We start from the raw sequence: 20,951 nt of genomic DNA on the forward strand, positions 1-20,951 counted from the left end.
GAATCCCTCCACCTATCTTCCGCGACGACTCCAATCTTGAAGTAGGACTTAACTCTCCGTTAAGAGTAGAACAAAAAATATAGAATACCAAAAAGCAGAAAAATTCCACAACAAACGAGCAAGATTTTTCCAAGATTCTCCAAAGCCATTTCTCCCCTTACCTTAGATGATTCCGGCACCGATTACATAAGATAAACCGACAGATATGACCATGGAAATAAATCCAACGGCTCTGTTATCATTTGCAATTTGTTCATCGACATTAAATGTTGGTGTTAAAAATTCAAAAATGTAATAGGCAGTCAGGAGGAGAAGAAAGCCGAAACACCCCCAACCAACCATTACAAATAATGTGTCATTATGCGTAATGGAGAAACGGAAAATATTTAGGATACCGAAAATTTTTCCTCCTGTGGCCATTGCAACCGCCATATTGCCATTCTTAATTTCTTCCCAGTTATTATACTTAGTGACCAGCTCAAAAATGGCTAAAAAGACAAACGTACATAAAATAGCAACACTGAAATTTGCTGAATGGATAACCATACTGCTCTCCCAAAAATCTTTCATCATAATATCCCTCATTTATATATGTTTGTTGTTACAATGTACCCCTAGGAAAGACGCCCATTCTTGCCAGTTATTTAAACTCAACGATCGTAACCCCTGTTCCTCCTTCGTTAGCACTGCCAAAATGAAATGATTTTACTTGCCGGTGTTTTTTCAAATAGTTGTGTACGCCTGTTCTTAGCGCGCCGGTTCCTTTGCCGTGGATTATCGAAACACGTGGGTAACCGGCGAGAAGTGCATCATCAATGTATTTTTCAACCTTTACCAAGGCGTCCTCGTAACGTTCTCCCCGCAAATCTAATTCAAGGCCAACATGATACTCTTTTCCTTTAATGGTTGTAATCGGTCTCGGTTCTGCCTTTGGTTGGCTAGCTACCCGTTCCATGTCGCTTTCATCGACTTTCATTTTTAAAATACCAACTTGGACTAGCCATTCGTGATCTCCGACTTTTTCAATTATATACCCTTTTTGGTCAAAACTAATGACTTTTACTTCATCACCGGGATGAAAAGAATGAACGGGTTTCTTTGTTGTGACGAATTTCTGTTTTGAAGCAGGAATCGCCTCCTCAAGCCGTTTTTTTGCATCAATCAGTTCATGTTCTTTAATTTCAACCGATTTTTGCAATTGCATTTGCCTTAATTGTTTAATAATCTCATCCGCTTCATGTTCTGCTTGTTTTATAATGGTTTTCGCTTCCCGCCTTGCCTTCTCATATAATTCATCTTTCTTCTCATTAAACTCTGTCATCGCTTGTTGCAAATCATGATGAAGTTTTTCAGCTAACTTTAAATGTTCTCGGGCTGCTTCTTCCTCAGTCTCGGCAAGGCGTGTCTTTTCTTCAAGGGAAGCAATCATCTTATCAACTTTATTTGTTTCTGAATGAATCTGAGCTTTTGCGCGCTCAATTATTCGTTCAGATAATCCCAATCGTTTTGATATTTCAAAAGCATTACTTCTTCCCGGTACCCCGATTAAAAGGCGATATGTCGGACTCAAAGTTTCTACGTCAAATTCGACACTGGCATTTGTTACTCCTTCCCGGTTATAACTATAGGCTTTCAACTCAGGATAATGGGTCGTTGCAATTACCCGGGCCCCCCGGTTATGCACTTCATCCAAAATCGCCATTGCAAGCGCGGCACCTTCCTGCGGGTCTGTCCCGGCTCCTAATTCATCGAACAAAACCAGACTTTCCGTATCGACTTCTTTTAATATTTCTACAATATTGACCATGTGGGATGAAAATGTACTTAAACTTTGTTCGATCGATTGTTCATCCCCAATATCAGCAAATATCGAGCCAAACACAGCCACTTCGGAACCGTCTTGAGCAGGAATTTGTAAACCGGCTTGAGCCATTAATGTAAGAAGGCCGACCGTCTTTAATGTGACTGTCTTCCCGCCTGTATTTGGACCGGTAATGACAATCGTGGTAAAATCGGTGCCTAATTCAATATCATTGGCGACGACTTCATTTTTTGGAATGAACGGATGACGAGCTTTAAATAAACGGACGACTCCTCGGTTATTCATCATCGGCTTTGTCGCTTTCATATCTGCCCCATATTTTGCTTTGGCAAACATAAAATCGAGTTCACGTATTTGACCGACAAGTATTTTTAGTTCTTCACCGTACACTGCTGTTTCTTTTGACAATTCCATAAGGATCCGTTCAATTTCAATCTGCTCTTTCATTCTTGCTTGATGCAGTTCATTATTTAATTGTATTACCGATTGCGGTTCAATAAATAATGTTTGTCCGGAAGCGGATTGATCGTGCACCATTCCGCCAAAATGTGTGCGATATTCCTGCTTGACGGGAATAACAAATCGATCATTGCGGATGGTGATGATTGCATCGGACAACATTTTTTGAGCGCTGGATGAGCGAATAATCCCTTCTAACTTTTCCCGAACTCTCCCTTCAAAACTGCGAATTTGTGTTCGAAGGGAACGTAATTTTTCACTGGCACTATCGATCACTTCACCATTTTCATTAATTGCCGCATTAATTCTACGTTCCAAATCGGCAGGAGGATTCATATTTTCATAATATTGTTTTAAAATTGGTAAATCTTCTTCATCTGTAACATCCTCAAGGAAATTTTTCAACTGTCGACTTGCTCGAATCGTGCTTGCAATTTGAACAAATTCATCAACATGAAGCATTCCGCCAATTTCTGCCCGTTTGATTGCCGGTAAAATATTAAATATACCGCCTAAAGGAACATGCCCCTTTACACGAATAACGGTTGCTGCTTCATCGGTCTCTTCCTGTCTTTTGATTACTTCTTGATAATCAGTAGAGGGAGTTAGTTGCTCAACCATTTCTTTTCCTAAGCTTGAGGATGCATAACCCATTAATTGGTTCCGAATTTTATGAAATTCCAGTGTTTCAATCGCTTTGTTGTTCACGGAGAAATTCTCCTTTCGTTCTAGTGTAATGAGAGGTCTCTAGTTCCGCTTTTTCAGCTAATAGGAAAGTATAAATTTTTCAATTTCTACTTTCCTAACGCATAAGTGCACTGAAAGACTTCGGTAGCATTACCTCGCAAGCGAAAATGTTTTTTCGCTGAACTACGGCTCTGCTCTCGCCTAAAGGCTCGGCAATCGCCGAGTTTTCTTTAAAAATGATAATAAATCCCCTGCTGTTTTTGTATTAACAATCATATCCTTCTTTATCCAAGCACTTCTTGCATATTGAACACCGATTTCCATATTAGCTAATGTATCACGGTGATGGCTATCCGTATTTATGATTAGACTTACACCTGTTTGTTGTGCTTTTATCAGATGATCTTTTCGTAAATCCAAACGTCTTGGACTGGCGTTTAATTCTAAAATCGTATTTGTTGCTTTTGCCAACTCAATCAGTCTGTCAATGTTAACCGGATAGCCTTCCCGGATCCCTATTTTTCTTCCGGTCGGATGGGCAATAATATCGATATGCGGGCTTTTGCATGCTGCCGTGAGTCTTTTCATGATTAACTCTTCACTTTGTCCAAATGCAGAATGAATAGAGGCGATAACAAGATCGGCTTCAGCCAGCAATTCATCCTCGTAATCAAATGTCGCATCCGGCAAAATATCCATCTCTATTCCGGCTAAAATCATGATATCAGAATATTTTTCATTCAACTGACGGATGATATCCATTTGTTTTCGTAATTGATCCGGTGATAAACCGTTGGCTACCTTTAAAGATTGGGAATGATCTGTAATGGCCATATATTCATATCCCCGTTTTCGGCATGCGTCAATCATTTCTTCAATCGAATGAGCGCCATCGCTCCATGTCGTATGCATGTGGAGATCACCGCGAATATCTGCCAGTTTGACCAATTCATCCAACAAATCAATCTGGTCGATTTCCGTCCCGTCATCCCGCAATTCCGGACTGATAATCGGTAAGTTAAAATGGTGATAAAAGTCAGTCTCTGTTTCAAAAGTTAATACTTTTCCGGTTTCTATTTGTTCCACACCGTATTCACTTATCTTTTCACCGCGTTCTTTGGCAATTTGCCGCATACGAATATTATGTTCTTTTGAACCGGTAAAATGATGCAAGGTCGTTGCAAATTCATCCGGCTTTACTAAACGGAAATCCGCCGATATATCAAAATCAAAAGAAAATACACAAGAGATTTTTGTATCTCCTTGATTGGTCACTTCTTTAATATTTGCCATATTTAAAAGTTGCTCTTTCATTCGTTCCGGTTCAGTCGTTGCAATAATAAAATCCAAATCTTTGACTGTTTCCTTTACTCTTCTCACGCTGCCGGCACGAGAGTAGTTTTTCACCGCATCCATTTCCGACAGCTGCTCTTCAATCCAAACGACAATCGGTAAGACAGAGGCAAGCGGGAAACGTCGCGGCAATCCTTCCATTTGTTCAATACTTTTTAAAATTTTTTCTTCTGTTTTAACGCCGAAGCCTTTTAATGCACGCACTTTTCCCTCTCTACACACCCGTTTTAAGTCATCTATATTTTCCACAGCGAGTAGATTATATAATTTTGCGATCGTCTTCCCCCCGAGTCCGGGAATTTGCAAAAGCGGGATTAAGCCTTTTGGGACTTCCGCCTGCAGTTGTTTTAACATGTCCGACTGACCGGTTTCAAGAAATTCTTTAATAACAGCGGCTGTCCCTTTTCCGATGCCGGGAAGAGCGGTAAACTGATCAATTTCAGACAACGTTCGTTCATCTTGTTCCAGCGTTGTCGCAGCCCGACGAAATGCCTGGATTTTAAACGGGTTTTCTCCTTTTAATTCCATGTAAATCGCAATCGTTTCCAGAAGACGAATGACTTCCCTTTTGTTATCAATCATTATAATCACCTTTAAAAAATTCAGTTTACTGAACCGTTAAAAAACTAGTTCCATCTTTTGATCGATTTCGCATGAAAAGTTTATTTACTCCTTTTACTTTATCATTTCTTTATATAAAGTGAAACTTCCATCAGCGGGGTTTTCTTCCCGCTGATGGTTAGTTGAACCAATCGGGCACTTACGGGCACTTATCTTCCTCCTTTCCATCTCTGATTTAACTTAAGTTACAAGAGGAAGATTTAGTAACCGTTTGTGCGGGATAAAGTGAAACTAACCATCAGTGCTAACACTGATGGTTAGTTGAACCAATCGGACCTTTACGGGCAGTTGATTCCCCACCTATCTCCTTTGTAAACTCGAAAATCCTGAGCTAGGGACTTACTGCCCGTTTGTGCGGGGTAAATGAGGACCTTACAATTCTTTCAAAACCACATCCGATAAAGTTGTTGCGATAGGATTGGCGTGTGTTCAATAACAGCTTTAGCCACCCACGATTGATCGATCCATGTTTGCACTTTTCCAATTGGAATAAGAGCCATCATATATAAAATCAAAAATGAGATTAAATAAATTTCCAGAAAACCTAAAATCCCGCCGGCCCAAACATTCAGTTGCCTGATAATTGGAAATCTAGCAACAAAATCCAACATCGAACCGATAATTTGTAACACGATTTTAACGGCAAAAAAGATGATAAAAAAGGCGATCCCCCGATAAAAAGCCTGTTCGGCATTCACCGCTCCCAGTATTAATTGCAATGTGTCATTATCACTTATAGTCGGATAAGGAATCCACAGAGTTAAACGCACAGCAAGGTCTTTGTAGTACATCACTGCAATAAAAAAGGCGATAAAAAAGCTGGTTAAATGAATGGCTTGTAAAATGAAACCTCTTTTTAAACCAATAATAAATCCCATAAAAAAAAGGAAAAGTAAAATCATACTGAACATACTTGTCAACCCTTTAGCCTTAGTTTTTCCTAGCAATCTATATCAATATCAATTCATTGTTTCAATAAAAAATCGGTTGGAAACAGAAATGACTTGTTACCTCTCATTTCCGTTATTTCGGAGTTCCCTTTCCAACACCTCAAGTTTTTCTTTGATTAGTAAATATTCATTCACTGCATTAACCGCTGTTAAAACGGCCAATTTACTAGTATCTAATGCAGCATTTTTATTTTTAATTTCTTTCATCTTTTCATCCACCAGTTCGGCAACCTTACGAATATGTTCCGGTGACTCGGTTCCAACAATCATATAATTTTGTCCATATATTTCAACGGGAATGCGATTCTTTTGTTTGTCTGACAAGTTCATACCTCCAATCGTCAGCATCCTTTTTTATCATAGCATGAAATAAAAAGAATTGGGAAGGGAAATTCATTTTTCATTACTGTTTTAGAAGTTGATTTCCAAACGAGAGATGTTAAGCACAAACGATTATAAATGATTTAGTTGACTCGCCTTTCGGATATATAAACGAAAACTGTCCCATCAGAAAGGGTGACCGGGTTTCTTTTGGTCGCCTTTTGATCGGACAGCTACGGTTTTTATCTATTTTCTTAACTCTGCACCTGCTTTTTCATGAAGTGCCGCCAATACTTTCTCATGCACTTTGGTTACTTCATCGTCGGTTAAGGTTCTTTCAGGGTCAAGATACGTAAGGGTGAAAGCAACGGATTTTTTCCCGGCTTCAACTTTATCGCCTTGGTAAACGTCGAATACTTTTACTTCTTTTAATAATTTTCCACCTGCTTCAGTAATGATTTGTTCCAGTTCACCGGCTGATTTTTCTTTGTCGACAATTAATGCAATATCCCTGGAGATACTTGGAAATCTTGGGATTGCTTCATAGGCCAATGGTGCTGTTTCCGTATTTAACAATTGTTCTAAATCAAGTTCAAAGGCAAAAACATTTTTCACATCGTATTGTTTTTCCATATTTGGATGAATTTTCCCGACAAAACCGATTGTCTCATCATTCAACAATATTGTTGCGGTTTGACCGGGATGCATCCCGTCGATATTGGCTTTTTCATAACGAATCCGTGAATGAACTTGTAGTTTTTCAAATAAGGCTTCCAAAATTCCTTTGACCACATAGAAATCGACCACCCGTTTTTCGCCTTGCCAAGGATGGTTGACATAAAGCCCGGTCATGACACCGGCAAGATGTTCACGTTCTTTCGGTTGGATGTTTTCCCCTTGTGAAATAAACACAGCACCTGTTTCAAACAAGGCAACATGGTCATTTTTTCTTGCTTTGTTATAGGCGACCGCATCCAATAAATGTGGCAATAAGCTAAGTCTTAATATCGCATGTTCTTCACTCATCGGCATTGCTAATTTAATTGGCGCCGATTTTTCCAATGTGAAATGTGCAAACTTCTCTTCACTTGTTAATGAGTAAGTGACCGCTTGATTAAGACCTGCTCCCTCTAATATTTCCCGAACAATCCTTCGTTTCTTTTGATAAGGAGTTAAGCCACCTGCCGTTTGTGCGCCGTCGGGAAGTGTTTTCGGAATATTATCGTATCCGTATAGTCGGGCAATTTCTTCGTATAGGTCCTCTTTAATCGTGATGTCCCATCTGCGCGAAGGAATGTCAACAACGAATGCATCGCCATCTTGTTTATACGGGAATTGCAATCTTGCCAAAATGTTTGCAACGGTTTCTACAGATAAATTGGTACCTAAAAATTGATTTACTTTTGCCCGTTCGATTGTGACCGTGACCGGTTCAATATTTAATGTTTCATGGACAACCATACCATCCAGCACTTCTCCACCGGCAATTTCAGCAATTAAGGCACAAGCCCGTTCCGAAGCTTCTCGGACGCGCAATGGATCAATGCCTTTTTCATAGCGACTGCTTGCTTCACTACGAAGTCCATGGTCTTTCGAAGCTTTCCGGATGACATGGCTATCAAAGTACGCTGATTCCAGTAATATAGTAGATGTATCATTAGTAACTTCTGAATTAGCGCCGCCCATGACACCGGCTAAAGCAACCGGTTCTTGCCCATTCGTAATGACAAGATGTTCGGAGGTTAATGTGCGTTCAGCATCGTCCAAGGTAATGATTTTTTCTCCTACCTTTGCTCGGCGTACAAGGATTTCTTTTGAGCCAAGACGGTTATAATCAAAGGCGTGAAGCGGTTGACCATATTCTAATAAAATAAAGTTTGTGACATCGACCACATTATTATGGGGACGAATTCCGGCAGCCATCAGTTTTGTTTGCAGCCATAAAGGTGACGGACCAATTTTTACATTTTTGATTACTTTTGCCGTATATAACGGAGCATCTTCCGGCGTATCTACTTTAACCGAAATGTAGTCGCTCGCCTTTTCGCCGCTTGGTGCGAGTGTGATTTTCGGCAGTTTTACTTTTTTTCCTAAAATCGCTGCTGTTTCATAAGCGACACCAATCATACTCATACAATCGGCCCGGTTCGGTGTAAGACTGAGTTCAAGCACCGAATCATCCATATTTAGCAGGGCAAGGGCATCGCTACCAACTTTTGCATCTTCCGGTAACACATAAATCCCATCCGCATATTCTTTTGGTACGACTTTCCCTTCAATTCCAAGCTCTTGTAAGGAGCAAATCATTCCGTTCGAGATTTCTCCGCGGATTTTTCCTTTTTTGATTTTTACATTGCCACCTATTCTTGCACCCGGTTTTGCGACAATCACCTTTTGTCCGGCTGCGACATTCGGGGCACCGCATATAATTTGAACCGGCTCCCCTTCTCCAATATCCACTTGGCAAAGATGAAGATGGTCGGAATTTGGGTGATCGATACAAGTCAGTACATGACCGACAACAATATTTTTCATTGTTGCTCCTTTTTGTTCAATTCCTTCCACTTCAATTCCCGTTCTCGTAATTTTCTCCGCAAGTTCTTCCGGAGTCACGTCACTAACATCGACATATGACCCGAGCCATTTATATGAAACAAGCATCAATTATTCCTCCTACACACTGTTATAGATTTTTTAAGATTTTTATTCGCTGCCAAGGATGCCGCTTTGTTCAAAAACTGCATTGGTACTTGACTCTGTTGAAACTGGAATATCGGCTGCGAAAAATTGTTTTAAAAATCGGACATCATTGATATAGAAATTTCGGATATCATCCACACCGTATTTCAACATGGCAATCCGCTCCGGTCCCATCCCGAACGCAAAGCCGGTATATTTTTCCGGATCAAAACCGCTCATACGTAAAACATTCGGATGCACCATGCCAGCACCGAGTATTTCTATCCAACCGGTTCCTTTACATACGGAGCAACCTTCCCCACTGCAAATTTTACACGTAATGTCCATTTCAACAGACGGTTCTGTGAATGGGAAGAAACTTGGACGGAGACGAATTTCCCGTTCTTCACCAAAGATTTTTTTCGCGAAAATCTCTAATGTACCGACCAGATCACTCATGCGGATGTTTTCATCAACGACCAATCCTTCAATTTGCATGAATTGATGGGAGTGAGTCGCATCGTCATTATCGCGGCGGTATACTTTTCCAGGGCAAATAATTTTAATCGGTCCTTTGCCTTTAAATTTTTCCATTGTCCGTGCTTGAACCGGTGATGTTTGTGTCCGTAATAAAATTTCCTCCGTGATATAGAAAGAATCTTGCATATCACGAGCTGGATGGTCTTTTGGTAAATTTAGCGCTTCAAAATTGTAGTAGTCGGTTTCCACTTCCGGACCTTCCGCAATCGAATAGCCCAACCCGATAAATAAATCCTCAATTTCTTGAATAACCTTCGTTAACGGATGGTGACTGCCATGGTTGACTGGTCGTCCCGGCAATGTCACATCGATGGATTCTTCAGCCAATTTTTTCTGAATGGCTTCTTCTTCCAATTCTGCTTTTCTTGCTTCCAGCTGAGTAGATATTTCTTCCCGTACTTCATTGGCAAGTGCTCCAATGACCGGACGTTCTTCTGCAGAAAGGCTTCCCATCCCACGCAACACTTCGGTAATCGGGCCTTTTTTTCCTAAATAAGCAACCCGGACATCGTTTAGTTGTTTTAAGTCCGTTGCTTGTGAAATTTTTTTCAATGCTTCTTGTCTTAGCTCTTGTAAACGTTCTTTCACGATTGAAACCTCCTATTTTTACACAAAATAAAAAAACCCCCATCCGTAAAGGGACGAGGATTATGGTCGCGGTACCACCCTTATTGACGCAATCACCAATATTTACGGTCCAATTGCGTCCAACTTCATTCACATAACGGTCTTCCCGCTCGATCTTTACACTTCTCAGGTATGTATAAATGTAGAAGTGGTCCCGATGAGAGTTCATGAGGTGAAGGTTCATTTGGATTTTGCTAAAAATGCTTCCAGTCGCGGCATTTTCTCCCTTGAGCAAAATGACCCAAACGAATGAGCCTCAATCATTACTTTTCTGTTGATTGATTTATTTTATTATTATAGCGATACTTTGACGGAATAGCAATGGGCATGAACGAAAAATGTCCATTTTGGTAATTTGATGAATGTATATGGGGAAAGCCACGACTCAATGAAATTTCGATATTTGACGACCTAAAGTAAGAATAAGCCGAGTTGGAGTCGAAAACTGTCTGTGCACGGCATTGATGAGTAAAAATAATTCGGAATAATCCTTCTCAAACCGGTTTTAAAAATGGTAATATTGACTCATGAATAACCAAGATTTGGTAAGGGGGTTATTGTTTTGAAAAGAAATCTGAAACAAATATAGTATATTAGTAGTAAGTAAAAATTCCTATCATTTTTATTTAGGTGAAAACGATTCGTCATTGAAAAACAGAAGTTATAAACGATAACAAAGGGTAGCGATATAGGGGGGAAACAAATGAGTATTTTTTTGAAGAAAACAAAAACATGGACTGATTACATACATTTTTCTCAGGCAACTGATATTTCCCAGGTGGGTGATCGTGCTAGAGAGCGATTAGTGTTTTTGGGTATCAACCTGGATACGGTCAATCATGTAAGGGAAGCGGCTCAGATTCTATTACCATATAAGGATGAGATTGTTAATCGATTTTATGACAATCTTCTTGCCGTTGATCATTTAAAGAAAATGATCAATGAATATTCCACAGTTGAACAACTGCGACAAACATTGGGGAAGTATTTGGAGCAGTTTCTTCGTGCGGAAATCGATCAGGAATATATTATGACAAGAATTATGGTTAGCAAGGCCCACAGCCGCATACATTTGACGGCAGATCATTTTATCTCGGCTTACCATTTTTTAATCCAATTCATGACATCAATTTTGATGGAAAAGTTGCACCAAAAACCCGATCAAATGATTCAAATGGTTCTTGCCATACAAAAGTTAGCCGCTTTTGACCAGCAACTTATTGTTGAAGTGTATATGGAAGAAACGGTGAAGACCTTTTTGTTTGGTGTGTCTGATATGCTTAACCAAACAACGCAATTGGACACTACGAAACAATTAATTTTTTCGATGGACAGGCAGAAGGAGGAAAGTTATAGTGTTTCGGCAGCAACGGAAGAGATGAGTTCATCCATTCAAGAAGTTGCCGACAATGCTGTAAAAGTAGCTGAAGGAACCGAACAAGCAGTACAATCAGCAGATCAAAGCAAAGTAGTAATTGATGGTGCGTTGGACGATATTAGCCAAGTTGGTCAAGTTTACCATCAAGTCATTGAACAAGTAAATCGGCTTGGCCATGAAATTAAACAAACGCAAGCTGTTGTCAAAATTATCCGGGAAATTGCCGATCAAACAAATTTACTTGCTTTAAATGCAGGTATCGAAGCTGCTCGTGCCGGTGAACAAGGAAGAGGTTTTGCTGTGGTTGCCTCAGAGGTACGAAAATTAGCTGAACATACAAAGGAACAAATTACTCAGATTACATCGAATATGGACTCATTACGTAAAGTTTCCACCGATGTTATTCAGCAGATTAAGCATACAGGTGATCTTGTTGAGAAAACGGTCACAGGTGCACAGCACACAAGGGAAGTAATCACACAAATTATTTCCAAGATGAAAGAAATAAGCCAGTCTACTTCTCATATTGCCGCAATGACCGAAGAACAAGCTGCTGTAGTTACAGAAATTGCTGATCGAAATACTGTTATATATGATCACAGTTCCCAAACTCAGGAAGTTGCAAAGGATACAGCAAAGACCATTTATGATTTAAGCATGAAAATGGATGAGCACCGCCTTTCTTTCTTTGGAATTAATGTAAAGCTCAGTTCGATTGATATGATTCGGGTGGCGAAAACAGATCATCTTCTTTGGAAATGGAAAGTTTATAACATGTTGTTAGGCATTCAAACCATTGATCCGGAACAAGTTTCATCCCATGAGGCATGCAGGCTCGGCAAATGGTATTACGGGGATTTGCCACCGTTTGTAAAAGCGCATTCTGCATATAAAAAATTGGAAGAACCTCATAAAGATGTGCATCGTTTTGCAAAAATTGCCGCAGAAGAATATGCAAAAGGAAATATACACGGTACAGAGCAAGCTTTACAACAACTTGAACAAGCTTCAAATAAGGTGATTCATTTTCTGTCTGAACTGGAATCTGTTCTTTCAAGAGAAAAATAAAATTTTTGGATCCAAAGTCTGATTAATCCCGAGAGCTGTTCCCACGGTCGATTTTCGGTCTTCACCGCTGAATTTGTACTTAAAAGAAGTGTCCCATAGAATTGGACGAAACCCGTTTTATGGGACAAAACTGTCTAAAATTGGAGCAAAAGTGTCTCTATGGGACAAAACTATCAAAAATCGGAATAGAAATGTCTCATAGCACGGCTGTATGGGACAAAATTAGTTGGAAAATAAGCCAAAATGTCCCATAGGCTCGCTTGATTTGTGTTCTATGGGACAAAGCCATCAAAAAATGGAACAGAACTGTCTCATAGCCCGGCTGTATGGGACAAAATTAGTTGGAAAATAAGCCAAAATGTCCCATAGGCTCGCTTGATTTGTGTTCTATGGGACAAAACTATCAAAAATCGGAATAGAAATGTCTTATAGCCCGGCTCTATGGGACAAAATTAGTTGGAAAATAAACCAAACTGTCCCATAGGATTGCTTGATTTGTGTTCTATGGGACAAAACTATCAAAAATCGGAATAGAAATGTCTCATAGACCGGTTCTATGGGACAAAATTAGTTGGAAGATAAGCCAAAATGTCCCATAGGCTCGCTTGATTTGTGTTCTATGGGACAAAACTATCAAAAATCGGAATAGAAATGTCTCATAGCCCGGCTATATGGGACAAAATTAGTTGGAAAATAAACCAAACTGTCCCATAGGATTGCTTGATTTGCGTTCTATGAGACAAAACTATCAAAAATCGGAATAGAAATGTCTCATAGCCCGGTTCTATGGGACAAAATTAGTTGGAAAATAAACCAAACTGTCCCATAGGATTGCTTGATTTGCGTTCTATGAGACAAAACCATTAAAAAATGGAACAGAACTGTCTCATAGCCCGGCTGTATGAGACAAAATTAGTTGGAAAATAGACTAAACTGTCCCATAGGATTGCTTGATTTGCGTTCTATGAGACAAAACCATTAAAAAATGGAACAGAACTGTCTCATAGCCCGGCTGTATGAGACAAAATTAGTTGGAAAATAGACTAAACTGTCCCATAGGATTGAACAAATCCCGTTTTATGTTCTCGAAAACCGGTCTCGGGAACTTTTTCAGTCATTCACCGTAGATTTTATTCTTGACAGCCGTTATCATGTTAAATTGACATGAAAAAACTTACTTCCACTGAAGCTTCCAAACCTTGGACTTCTGACATATAAGAATTACGGTCTTCTTAAATAATAAAGGAGGATTCCGGTTGCAACTGATACATTTAATGATTCACTTTTTCCGTAAATCGGGATGTATAAATTTTTCACTGTTTTCCTTAACAGCTCTTCATTCACGCCTTGCCCTTCATTCCCGACAATTAATGCAAACTTATCAACCGGTGTCACTTCATACATTGATACAGCATTTTTCAGTGCGGTACCATAGATCGGGATGTTATTTTGCTCCAGTTTTTCAATCCATTGATGCAGGTTGCCTCGAATGATGGGTAAATGGAAATGACTTCCTTGAGCTGCACGTAACACTTTTGCATTATAAATATCTACACTACCCTCTCCAACAATGACGGCATCAAGACCGGCACTATCTGCAGTCCGAATCATTGTCCCGATATTACCCGGGTCTTGTACAGCATCAATTAATAACCATGTTTTTCCTTCTACTCTCCTTGATTCCGGTTGTTTGCAGACAGCAAAAATGCCCTGTGACGTTTCTGTATCCGAAATCACTTTTGCTATTTCGTTGACGATTACGAATAAATCGATACCTCCAAATTTTGTTTTTGGCAATTTTGCATAATGTTGTTCGGTGACAATCAGCTCGACAATTTGTTCAGCTGAATGGGCCTCTTCAACCAAATGTTCCCCTTCAATAATAAACAAACCGGATTTATCCCGCTCTTTTCTCGTCAGCAGTTTCTTCCACTGTTTTACTTTTTCATTTTTTTTGGATTGAATAAATTTCATATGTTTCTCCTTCAGATTCTTGTTCTAACGATATTTTTCATTATATCGAATTCCTTATACATAATACACCACAAAAAGTAAAACAATAACGTTGATAAGAAAAGCGCAGAGCGCCCGCTTAGCGACGTACAAACTGGAGCGCCCCGCAATGAGAACAGATTTGCTTCCCCGAATAGGCATCGCACGAAGAAAATGCGAATGCATTTTCGAGGACTTTGAATAATCTTCCTTGAATAAGCATCGCACGAAGAAAAAGCGAGTAGCTTTTTCTAAGGAAAAGGAAACACGGCGAGTGACGAGCCGATGTTGACTTATCGTAGTGAAGCTGCTACTTGAGCGAACTTCATGAGTAATCTTCCTTGATGTACTTCATGAAGCTTTGCGACGAGCTGAACATCCGCTTCCTCGAATAGGCTATGGCGCAGGAGCACATTAAAGGGGAGCTAGTTTCTCAGTCGCTGGCGCTCGGAGCTAGACAATAAAACTAATTCCAAGTTATTTACTTGTATTTTTATACTTTCTTATCTTTTAAAGAAAACTCGGGTGTCCGAGCCTTTAGCGAAAGCAAAGCCGCAAGAGCACTTATGCATTAGGAAAGTAGAAATTGAAAAATTTATACTTTTCTTATTAGCAAATTAAAGAGGAGGCTGAAATCATGAACTTCAATTTACGAAATGCGGTTAAAGAAAATATTGCAGGTAATTCACAAGATCAATTGCGAGAAACGATTGTTGATGCTATTCAAGTCGGTGAAGAAAAAATGCTTCCGGGACTTGGTGTCTTATTTGAAGTAATTTGGCAAAATGCAGATCCAAATGAGCAAAAAATGATGCTGGAAAATCTAGAAGAAGGATTAAATAAATAATGGAACACCGGCAAGAAAATCAAACGATGGATGGAAAGTTTATACCGATGACATCGTTAACAAATGGCCTTGTCCAACAAGTGGCGGAGGGAGTTTTTTCCTACACCATTCAAATCGTCAATATTGCGATGGTTCGGACAAGCAACGATTTTGTCTTAATAGACACAGGAATGCCTGAATCAGAAAAAAAGATTTTTGAAATTGTTGAAGAAATATTTGGCGAAAATGCAAAACCGGAAGCCATCATTTTAACTCACGGACATTTTGACCATGTTGGCTCAATAGAAAAATTACTTACTCAATGGGATGTTCCTGTATACGCACATCCATTGGAAATTCCATATTTAACCGGGCAAAAAAATTATCCGGACCCGGACGGAACGGTTGAGGGTGGCCTTGTTGCAAAAATATCGCCAATGTTCCCGAATGAAGGAGTACACTTAGGCAATCACGTGAAGCCTCTCCCGGATAACGGAGAATTACCGCATTTGTCCGAATGGAAATGGATTCATACACCGGGACATTCAGACGGGCATATTTCTTTATTCCGTGAAAAAGATCGAACCTTAATTGCCGGTGATGCTTTCATTACCGTAAAGCAAGATTCACTTGCAAAAGTACTTGTCCAGGAACGGGAAGTGAACGGACCACCCCGTTATTTAACAACTGATTGGCAACTAGCCAAAAAATCGGTGGAAAAATTAGCTGCCTTACACCCTCGAGTAGCTGTAACAGGTCACGGATTGCCAATGGAAGGCGAGGAGCTTGAACAAGGATTAACAAAGCTTGTCAATGAATTTGATACCATTGCCGTTCCGGATTATGGCAAATTCGTTTAAATCGTTTTTTTTATTATAAGAGTAAAAAAGAACCGGGCAACTTCACCGGTTCTTTTCGTCTTCACTTATTCAAACTTAATTTTATTTACAGTCTTTCGATCCAATCGCTTTACAAGTTCCGTTAATAATTTTACCGTATTTTCATAATCATCCCTGTGAATGATGCTGGCATTGGAATGAAGGTAACGTGTCGATATGGTAATCGCCATCGATGGTACACCGGATTTTACCAGATGAATAGAACCGGCATCTGTTCCCCCACCCGGAATGGATTCAAACTGATAAGGAATGTTCAGTTCATCCGCTACACTTGTCACAAACTCACGTAAACCTTTATGGGAAACCAATGTAGCATCATAAATGATTATTTGCGGTCCGTCTCCCAATTTGCTGAGCGATTCTTTTTCCGTTATGCCCGGTGTGTCCCCTGCTGTTCCGACATCTAATGCAAAACCGATATCCGGTTCAATTTGATAAGCTGCAGTTTTTGCCCCACGGCGGCCGACTTCTTCCTGAACCGCTCCAACACCGTAAACGATATTTGGATGTTTTTCCTTTTGTAAGTTTTTCAATACATCGATAACTACCGCACAGCCAATTCGATTATCCCAAGCTTTGGCAAGCAGGAATTTTTCATTTTTCATTACGGTGAATTCGAAATAAGGGACGATCATATCTCCCGGTCGTACCCCCCATGAAGTTGCTTCTTCTTTGGAGGTTGCTCCGATATCTATAAACATATCTTTCACATCGAACGGTTTCTTTCGTACTTCTAAAGGTAAAATATGTGGTGGTTTTGATCCAATGACGCCGGTAATCGATTCACCTTTTGAAGTAACAACGGTGACACGTTGAGCCAGCATGACTTGACTCCACCAACCGCCAACTGTTTGAAACCGGATGAATCCCTTATCATCAATACTTGTGACCATAAATCCTACTTCATCCAAATGACCGCTAAGCATGATTTTTGGACCGGTGCCTTCACCAATTTTTTTAGCAATTAAGCTTCCTAACCCATCATAGGTTATTTCATCAGCAAAAGGTGATATGTATTTTTTCATGACCTCACGTACTTCCCGTTCATTTCCGGGAATTCCTTTTGCATCGGTTAACTCTTTCAACATCAATAATGTTTCATCTAATTTTATCAAATCGATCCCTCCTAAATTGAAAAACATGATACTCGTTCAAATTTTAGCTAACAATTATGCTCAATTCCTTTTAGCAAATTCCCGGTTGCAAAATGGCGGACGATTACCAGCCTGTCGACCCGAATCCGCCCTCTCCTCTTACGGAATCAGAAATTTCCTCCACTTCAATGACATTCATCCTGGTTACCGGTGCGATGACCATTTGGGCAATGCGCATATGTTTTTCTACCTTAAATTCTTTCTTCCCATGGTTGATTAACATTACTTTCACTTCCCCCCTATATCCTTCATCAATGGTACCGGGGCTATTTAGTAAGGTTATCCCGTGTTTTAGTGCCAGTCCGCTTCTTGGACGAACTTGTGCTTCAGTTCCGGGTGGCAATTCAAGACTTATTCCGGTAGAAATTAATTCAAACTCACCCGGTTTAATTATTTTCTCCTCTACTGAAAATAAATCTAATCCGGCATCACCCGGATTGGCATACTGAGGTAATTTGGCATCTTCTTTTATTAATTTTACTTTTAATTGGTCATTCATCTTAGATTCTCCTTGTCAAAAAAAAGTACTAAAAAAATTATATCAAAAGAAACAAAAACTGAAACCTTTTTCCTTCCATTTCGTAGCATTAGTAATATGAACGGAAGGATAATTGTTTTGCGTATAGAAACATCTATCAAGGAGGCATTTATATGGGACTATTAATTCGTATTATCTTTCTGATGATCATTCTTCTCCTTATATATAGCGGGATCCGTTATTTGTTACATCCAAAGCGGAAACTCGAACTTGCCCATGAGCAAAAACGGTTTTATTTTCTGGATGACCCAAATAATGTTCGCAAAAATTTCACTTTAACTTATAAAGGGGTTCTATTTGAAGGTGAAAAATATTTAGGAACGACAACGGATTCATTCGATATTATTTCGATATTTGTTTTTCCAAAAGATGTGGGAGCATTAAAAGGGTTAACAAAAAATGATTTTAAAACAATCGAACAACATATTTTACAACATTATAAAAATGCTAAAATTGATTGGAAAAGTCCCATTAAAGAATTCCTTAATTCTGATGACAACTTACCGAATCAAACAATGTGATTTTTATAATAAATTGAACTCTCCAGCAGCAGGTTTTTCTTTATCCCGCTGATGGTTAGTTGAACCAATCTTACCGTATAGGAAAAGTGCCAAGAAAACACTTCTTGGCACTTTTTCACACTGTGGCGCAAATCTGCCGTGAATACAAGATTTGGGCGTGAAAGAATGGGATAAAATAAGAGGAACAACAACTGCCTTTACAGAAGGTTTACAAAAAACTCAGGAAGTTGCTTTAAAGAAGTCTTTCCACTTGATGACAACAAATTTTTCCCGCAAGACCACAATCAATACAGATAGTGCAATGAGAAAGATGACGGCCATTGTCGGGGTAAAGGAATTAAAAAATTGGCCAAACACTGTATAAAAGATGACCACGGGTATATTGGTATACAATGAACCTACTGCATAATCTTGGAAATTTTTGTTCCGCTCCAAAAGACAATAACTAAGCAGTTGATAATGCATAAAAGGAATCAGTTTTAAAAGAGCAATTTGACCGTGGGTGAGATTTGTATATGGTCCGAACCATTTCAATTTGATTTGATGCAGACGGTTATGAACACTTGGGAACAATTTTAAAAGAAAATAAATGAGAAAACTGGATATGGTTAAGCCAATTAATGAGTAAAGACTGCCAAACACGGAACCGAATAGTAGACCACCTGCTAAGCATACTATAACAGCCGGAATAAACAGGAATTGTCTGACAATATGAAAGAGAATAAATGCCACGGGTGCGAAAAATCCGCTAAACTCCAAGAATGATAACACATAATTTGTTTTTTCACCCATCTTTTGCCCTCCCATTGTTCTAAGTTGCAACACTTGATATTCTTAATCATCAAAGGGAAGCTTCTCTATTTAAGCCTATACAAAAACCGGTAAAGATATGATGATTTTTTATGTAAGAAGCTTTACTGCGAGGAATCTCGTTTCCGGTCATTGAGTGAGTTAGTATTTTATAAAAAGCACCTTTATTAAGGGAGCACCAATTTTTCACTCCAAAAAGAAAACGGGACCTTTTCTTATGAATAAGTCCCGTCCATCTTTTACTTGTTTAATTGTGCTTTTGCAGTATCAACCAGTTGGGTAAATGCTTGTGGGTCTGCAATAGCCAGGTCAGCAAGCATTTTGCGGTTTACTTCAATACCGGCAAGTTTTAACCCATGCATTAAACGGCTGTAAGAAAGACCGTTTTGGCGTGCTGCCGCATTAATACGAGTGATCCATAATTTACGGAATTCACTTTTCCGTTTACGGCGGTCACGATATGCATACATTAACGATTTCATAACTTGTTGATTTGCAACTTTATATAAACGATGTTTCGAACCGTAGTACCCTTTTGCTAATTTCAGTACTTTTTTACGACGTCTGCGCGTAACAGTACCACCTTTTACACGTGCCATAGTTTAAAAACCTCCTAGTAATTCTTACCTATTTAAAATAACTCTGTTCTTCGTGTTGATTTTCACTTACTAAATAAGCTGCAACACAGCCTGATCATTAGATCATTTGTTTGATGCGTTTATAGTCACCGGAAGATACAAGTGTACCTTTACGAAGTTTCCGTTTTTGTTTTTGTGTTTTATTTGCAAACATATGGCTTCTGTAAGCATGGGAACGTTTCAATTTACCGGTTCCTGTTTTCTTGAAGCGTTTTGAAGAGCCACTGTGCGTTTTCATTTTAGGCATAACAATTTCCTCCTTGATTACTTTTCAATTTTTGGTGCAAGTACCAAGAACATGCTGCGTCCTTCCATTTTTGGCTTTGATTCGATAACAGCAATATCTGAACATTCTGCTGCCAGACGATCCAGTACTTTTTGACCAATTTCTTTATGGGTGATTGCCCGACCTTTAAAGCGTAAAGATGCTTTCACCTTATCGCCTTTTTCTAAAAATTTCCGGGCATTTCGTAATTTTGTATTGAAGTCATGTTCATCAATAGTCGGGCTGAAACGGACTTCTTTTATACTGATCACTTTTTGATTTTTTCGAGCTTCTTTTTCTTTCTTTTGTTGCTCAAAACGAAATTTCCCGTAATCCATGATTCTCGCTACCGGCGGCTTCGCGTTTGGAGCAACTAAAACAAGATCCAGATTTCTACGGGCTGCAATTTCCAAGGCTTCAACTTTTGATTTGATACCTAATTGTTCCCCATTCGCATCAATTAAACGAACTTCACGAGCACGAATGCCCTCGTTGACCATCATATCTTTGCTAATATTAAGACACCTCCAAAGGATTTTGTGAATACTTGGGTTTGGTTGGAAAAGAGCGATTCCCCACTATTTCAAATATAAAAAAGTGCGGGTACATACACCCGCACATTAGATTTCCGTGTTCATTCACATCATCGTTTGCCAGTCAAAACCTGTTAACAGCTTAAGCGTCCTCCAGGTGAGAAGCGGGTGCCTCTTCTTTTTCACAAACCGTATTCAATTTCACTTTTTTAAATATAGCATAGATATCCTTCATTGTCAATGCTCGCTTTTATTAAGCAAACACAACAA

The 20,951-nt window shown here is 39.3% G+C and carries 17 protein-coding genes, 1 pseudogene and 1 other annotated feature; of the genes and pseudogenes, 4 read left to right on the forward strand and 14 right to left on the reverse strand.

Features of this window, described 5'->3' with window-relative positions; genetic code table 11:
* Positions 1-162 precede the first annotated feature (162 nt).
* From NSQ14_RS13000 to pheS, 7 genes and pseudogenes are all read right to left on the reverse strand, one after another.
* Positions 163-570, reverse strand: a complete 408-nt coding sequence (locus tag NSQ14_RS13000; RefSeq protein ID WP_034771629.1) for a DUF350 domain-containing protein — start codon at positions 568-570, stop codon at positions 163-165.
* 70 nt (positions 571-640) lie between these two features.
* Positions 641-2,989, reverse strand: coding sequence for an endonuclease MutS2 (locus NSQ14_RS13005; protein ID WP_095141514.1), 2,349 nt, complete (start codon positions 2,987-2,989; stop codon positions 641-643).
* A gap of 180 nt (positions 2,990-3,169) precedes the next feature.
* The gene (gene polX / locus NSQ14_RS13010) at positions 3,170-4,903 is read right to left on the reverse strand and encodes a DNA polymerase/3'-5' exonuclease PolX (RefSeq protein ID WP_346216473.1); all 1,734 of its coding nucleotides are present in this window, start codon (positions 4,901-4,903) and stop codon (positions 3,170-3,172) included.
* Between the two features lie 422 nt (positions 4,904-5,325).
* Complete coding sequence (locus NSQ14_RS13015; RefSeq protein ID WP_034771611.1) at positions 5,326-5,853, reverse strand: CvpA family protein; 528 nt, start codon at positions 5,851-5,853, stop codon at positions 5,326-5,328.
* A gap of 96 nt (positions 5,854-5,949) precedes the next feature.
* Positions 5,950-6,216, reverse strand: a complete 267-nt coding sequence (gene zapA, locus NSQ14_RS13020; protein ID WP_034771612.1) for a cell division protein ZapA — start codon at positions 6,214-6,216, stop codon at positions 5,950-5,952.
* Between the two features lie 243 nt (positions 6,217-6,459).
* The gene (gene pheT, locus NSQ14_RS13025; RefSeq protein ID WP_034771614.1) at positions 6,460-8,874 is read right to left on the reverse strand and encodes a phenylalanine--tRNA ligase subunit beta; all 2,415 of its coding nucleotides are present in this window, start codon (positions 8,872-8,874) and stop codon (positions 6,460-6,462) included.
* A 123-nt stretch (positions 8,875-8,997) separates the two neighbouring features.
* Positions 8,998-10,020 (reverse strand): annotated as a pseudogene (gene pheS, locus NSQ14_RS13030) (phenylalanine--tRNA ligase subunit alpha); the annotation flags it as partial.
* 742 nt (positions 10,021-10,762) lie between these two features.
* On the opposite strand from pheS, the gene NSQ14_RS13035 reads away from it, so the two are divergent.
* Positions 10,763-12,505: a methyl-accepting chemotaxis protein gene (locus NSQ14_RS13035; RefSeq protein WP_095141517.1), complete on the forward strand. Its 1,743-nt coding sequence runs from the start codon at positions 10,763-10,765 to the stop codon at positions 12,503-12,505.
* A gap of 1,221 nt (positions 12,506-13,726) precedes the next feature.
* Here NSQ14_RS13035 and NSQ14_RS13040 read toward each other — a convergent pair.
* Positions 13,727-14,479, reverse strand: coding sequence for a TrmH family RNA methyltransferase (locus tag NSQ14_RS13040; RefSeq protein ID WP_041847958.1), 753 nt, complete (start codon positions 14,477-14,479; stop codon positions 13,727-13,729).
* 655 nt (positions 14,480-15,134) lie between these two features.
* Between NSQ14_RS13040 and sspI the strand changes: the two genes are divergently transcribed.
* Together sspI and NSQ14_RS13050 are read left to right on the forward strand one after the other, a co-directional pair.
* The gene (sspI, locus tag NSQ14_RS13045) at positions 15,135-15,344 is read left to right on the forward strand and encodes a small acid-soluble spore protein SspI (RefSeq protein ID WP_041846480.1); all 210 of its coding nucleotides are present in this window, start codon (positions 15,135-15,137) and stop codon (positions 15,342-15,344) included.
* The gene (locus NSQ14_RS13050) at positions 15,344-16,183 is read left to right on the forward strand and encodes an MBL fold metallo-hydrolase (RefSeq protein ID WP_346216474.1); all 840 of its coding nucleotides are present in this window, start codon (positions 15,344-15,346) and stop codon (positions 16,181-16,183) included. The genes sspI and NSQ14_RS13050 overlap by 1 nt, the downstream gene beginning before the upstream one ends.
* Before the next feature lie 65 nt (positions 16,184-16,248).
* Here NSQ14_RS13050 and NSQ14_RS13055 read toward each other — a convergent pair whose 3' ends face one another.
* Both NSQ14_RS13055 and dut read right to left on the reverse strand, forming a co-directional pair.
* Positions 16,249-17,337 carry a M42 family metallopeptidase gene (locus NSQ14_RS13055; protein ID WP_346216475.1) on the reverse strand — a complete coding sequence of 363 codons (1,089 nt, stop codon included), beginning with the start codon at positions 17,335-17,337 and terminating at the stop codon, positions 16,249-16,251.
* Between the two features lie 103 nt (positions 17,338-17,440).
* Positions 17,441-17,875 (reverse strand): dUTP diphosphatase, encoded by a 435-nt coding sequence (gene dut, locus NSQ14_RS13060; protein WP_041903847.1) that lies wholly within the window; start codon positions 17,873-17,875, stop codon positions 17,441-17,443.
* A gap of 152 nt (positions 17,876-18,027) precedes the next feature.
* Between dut and NSQ14_RS13065 the strand changes: the two genes are divergently transcribed.
* Positions 18,028-18,435, forward strand: coding sequence for a hypothetical protein (locus NSQ14_RS13065; protein ID WP_041903845.1), 408 nt, complete (start codon positions 18,028-18,030; stop codon positions 18,433-18,435).
* A gap of 219 nt (positions 18,436-18,654) precedes the next feature.
* On the opposite strand, the gene NSQ14_RS13070 is transcribed toward NSQ14_RS13065, so the two are convergent.
* From NSQ14_RS13070 to infC, 4 genes are all read right to left on the reverse strand, one after another.
* The gene (locus NSQ14_RS13070; RefSeq protein WP_034771624.1) at positions 18,655-19,227 is read right to left on the reverse strand and encodes a TVP38/TMEM64 family protein; all 573 of its coding nucleotides are present in this window, start codon (positions 19,225-19,227) and stop codon (positions 18,655-18,657) included.
* A 257-nt stretch (positions 19,228-19,484) separates the two neighbouring features.
* Positions 19,485-19,844, reverse strand: a complete 360-nt coding sequence (gene rplT, locus NSQ14_RS13075) for a 50S ribosomal protein L20 (protein ID WP_041847955.1) — start codon at positions 19,842-19,844, stop codon at positions 19,485-19,487.
* Positions 19,845-19,941: 97 nt separating this feature from the next.
* Complete coding sequence (rpmI, locus tag NSQ14_RS13080) at positions 19,942-20,130, reverse strand: 50S ribosomal protein L35 (RefSeq protein ID WP_034771626.1); 189 nt, start codon at positions 20,128-20,130, stop codon at positions 19,942-19,944.
* A gap of 17 nt (positions 20,131-20,147) precedes the next feature.
* The gene (infC, locus tag NSQ14_RS13085) at positions 20,148-20,651 is read right to left on the reverse strand and encodes a translation initiation factor IF-3 (protein WP_034771627.1); all 504 of its coding nucleotides are present in this window, start codon (positions 20,649-20,651) and stop codon (positions 20,148-20,150) included.
* A gap of 82 nt (positions 20,652-20,733) precedes the next feature.
* Positions 20,734-20,867: a sequence feature (ribosomal protein L20 leader region), on the reverse strand.
* Positions 20,868-20,951 lie beyond the last annotated feature (84 nt).

The sequence above is a fragment of the Caldifermentibacillus hisashii genome, from assembly GCF_039654145.1.
Classification (GTDB): domain Bacteria; phylum Bacillota; class Bacilli; order Bacillales; family Caldibacillaceae; genus Caldifermentibacillus; species Caldifermentibacillus hisashii.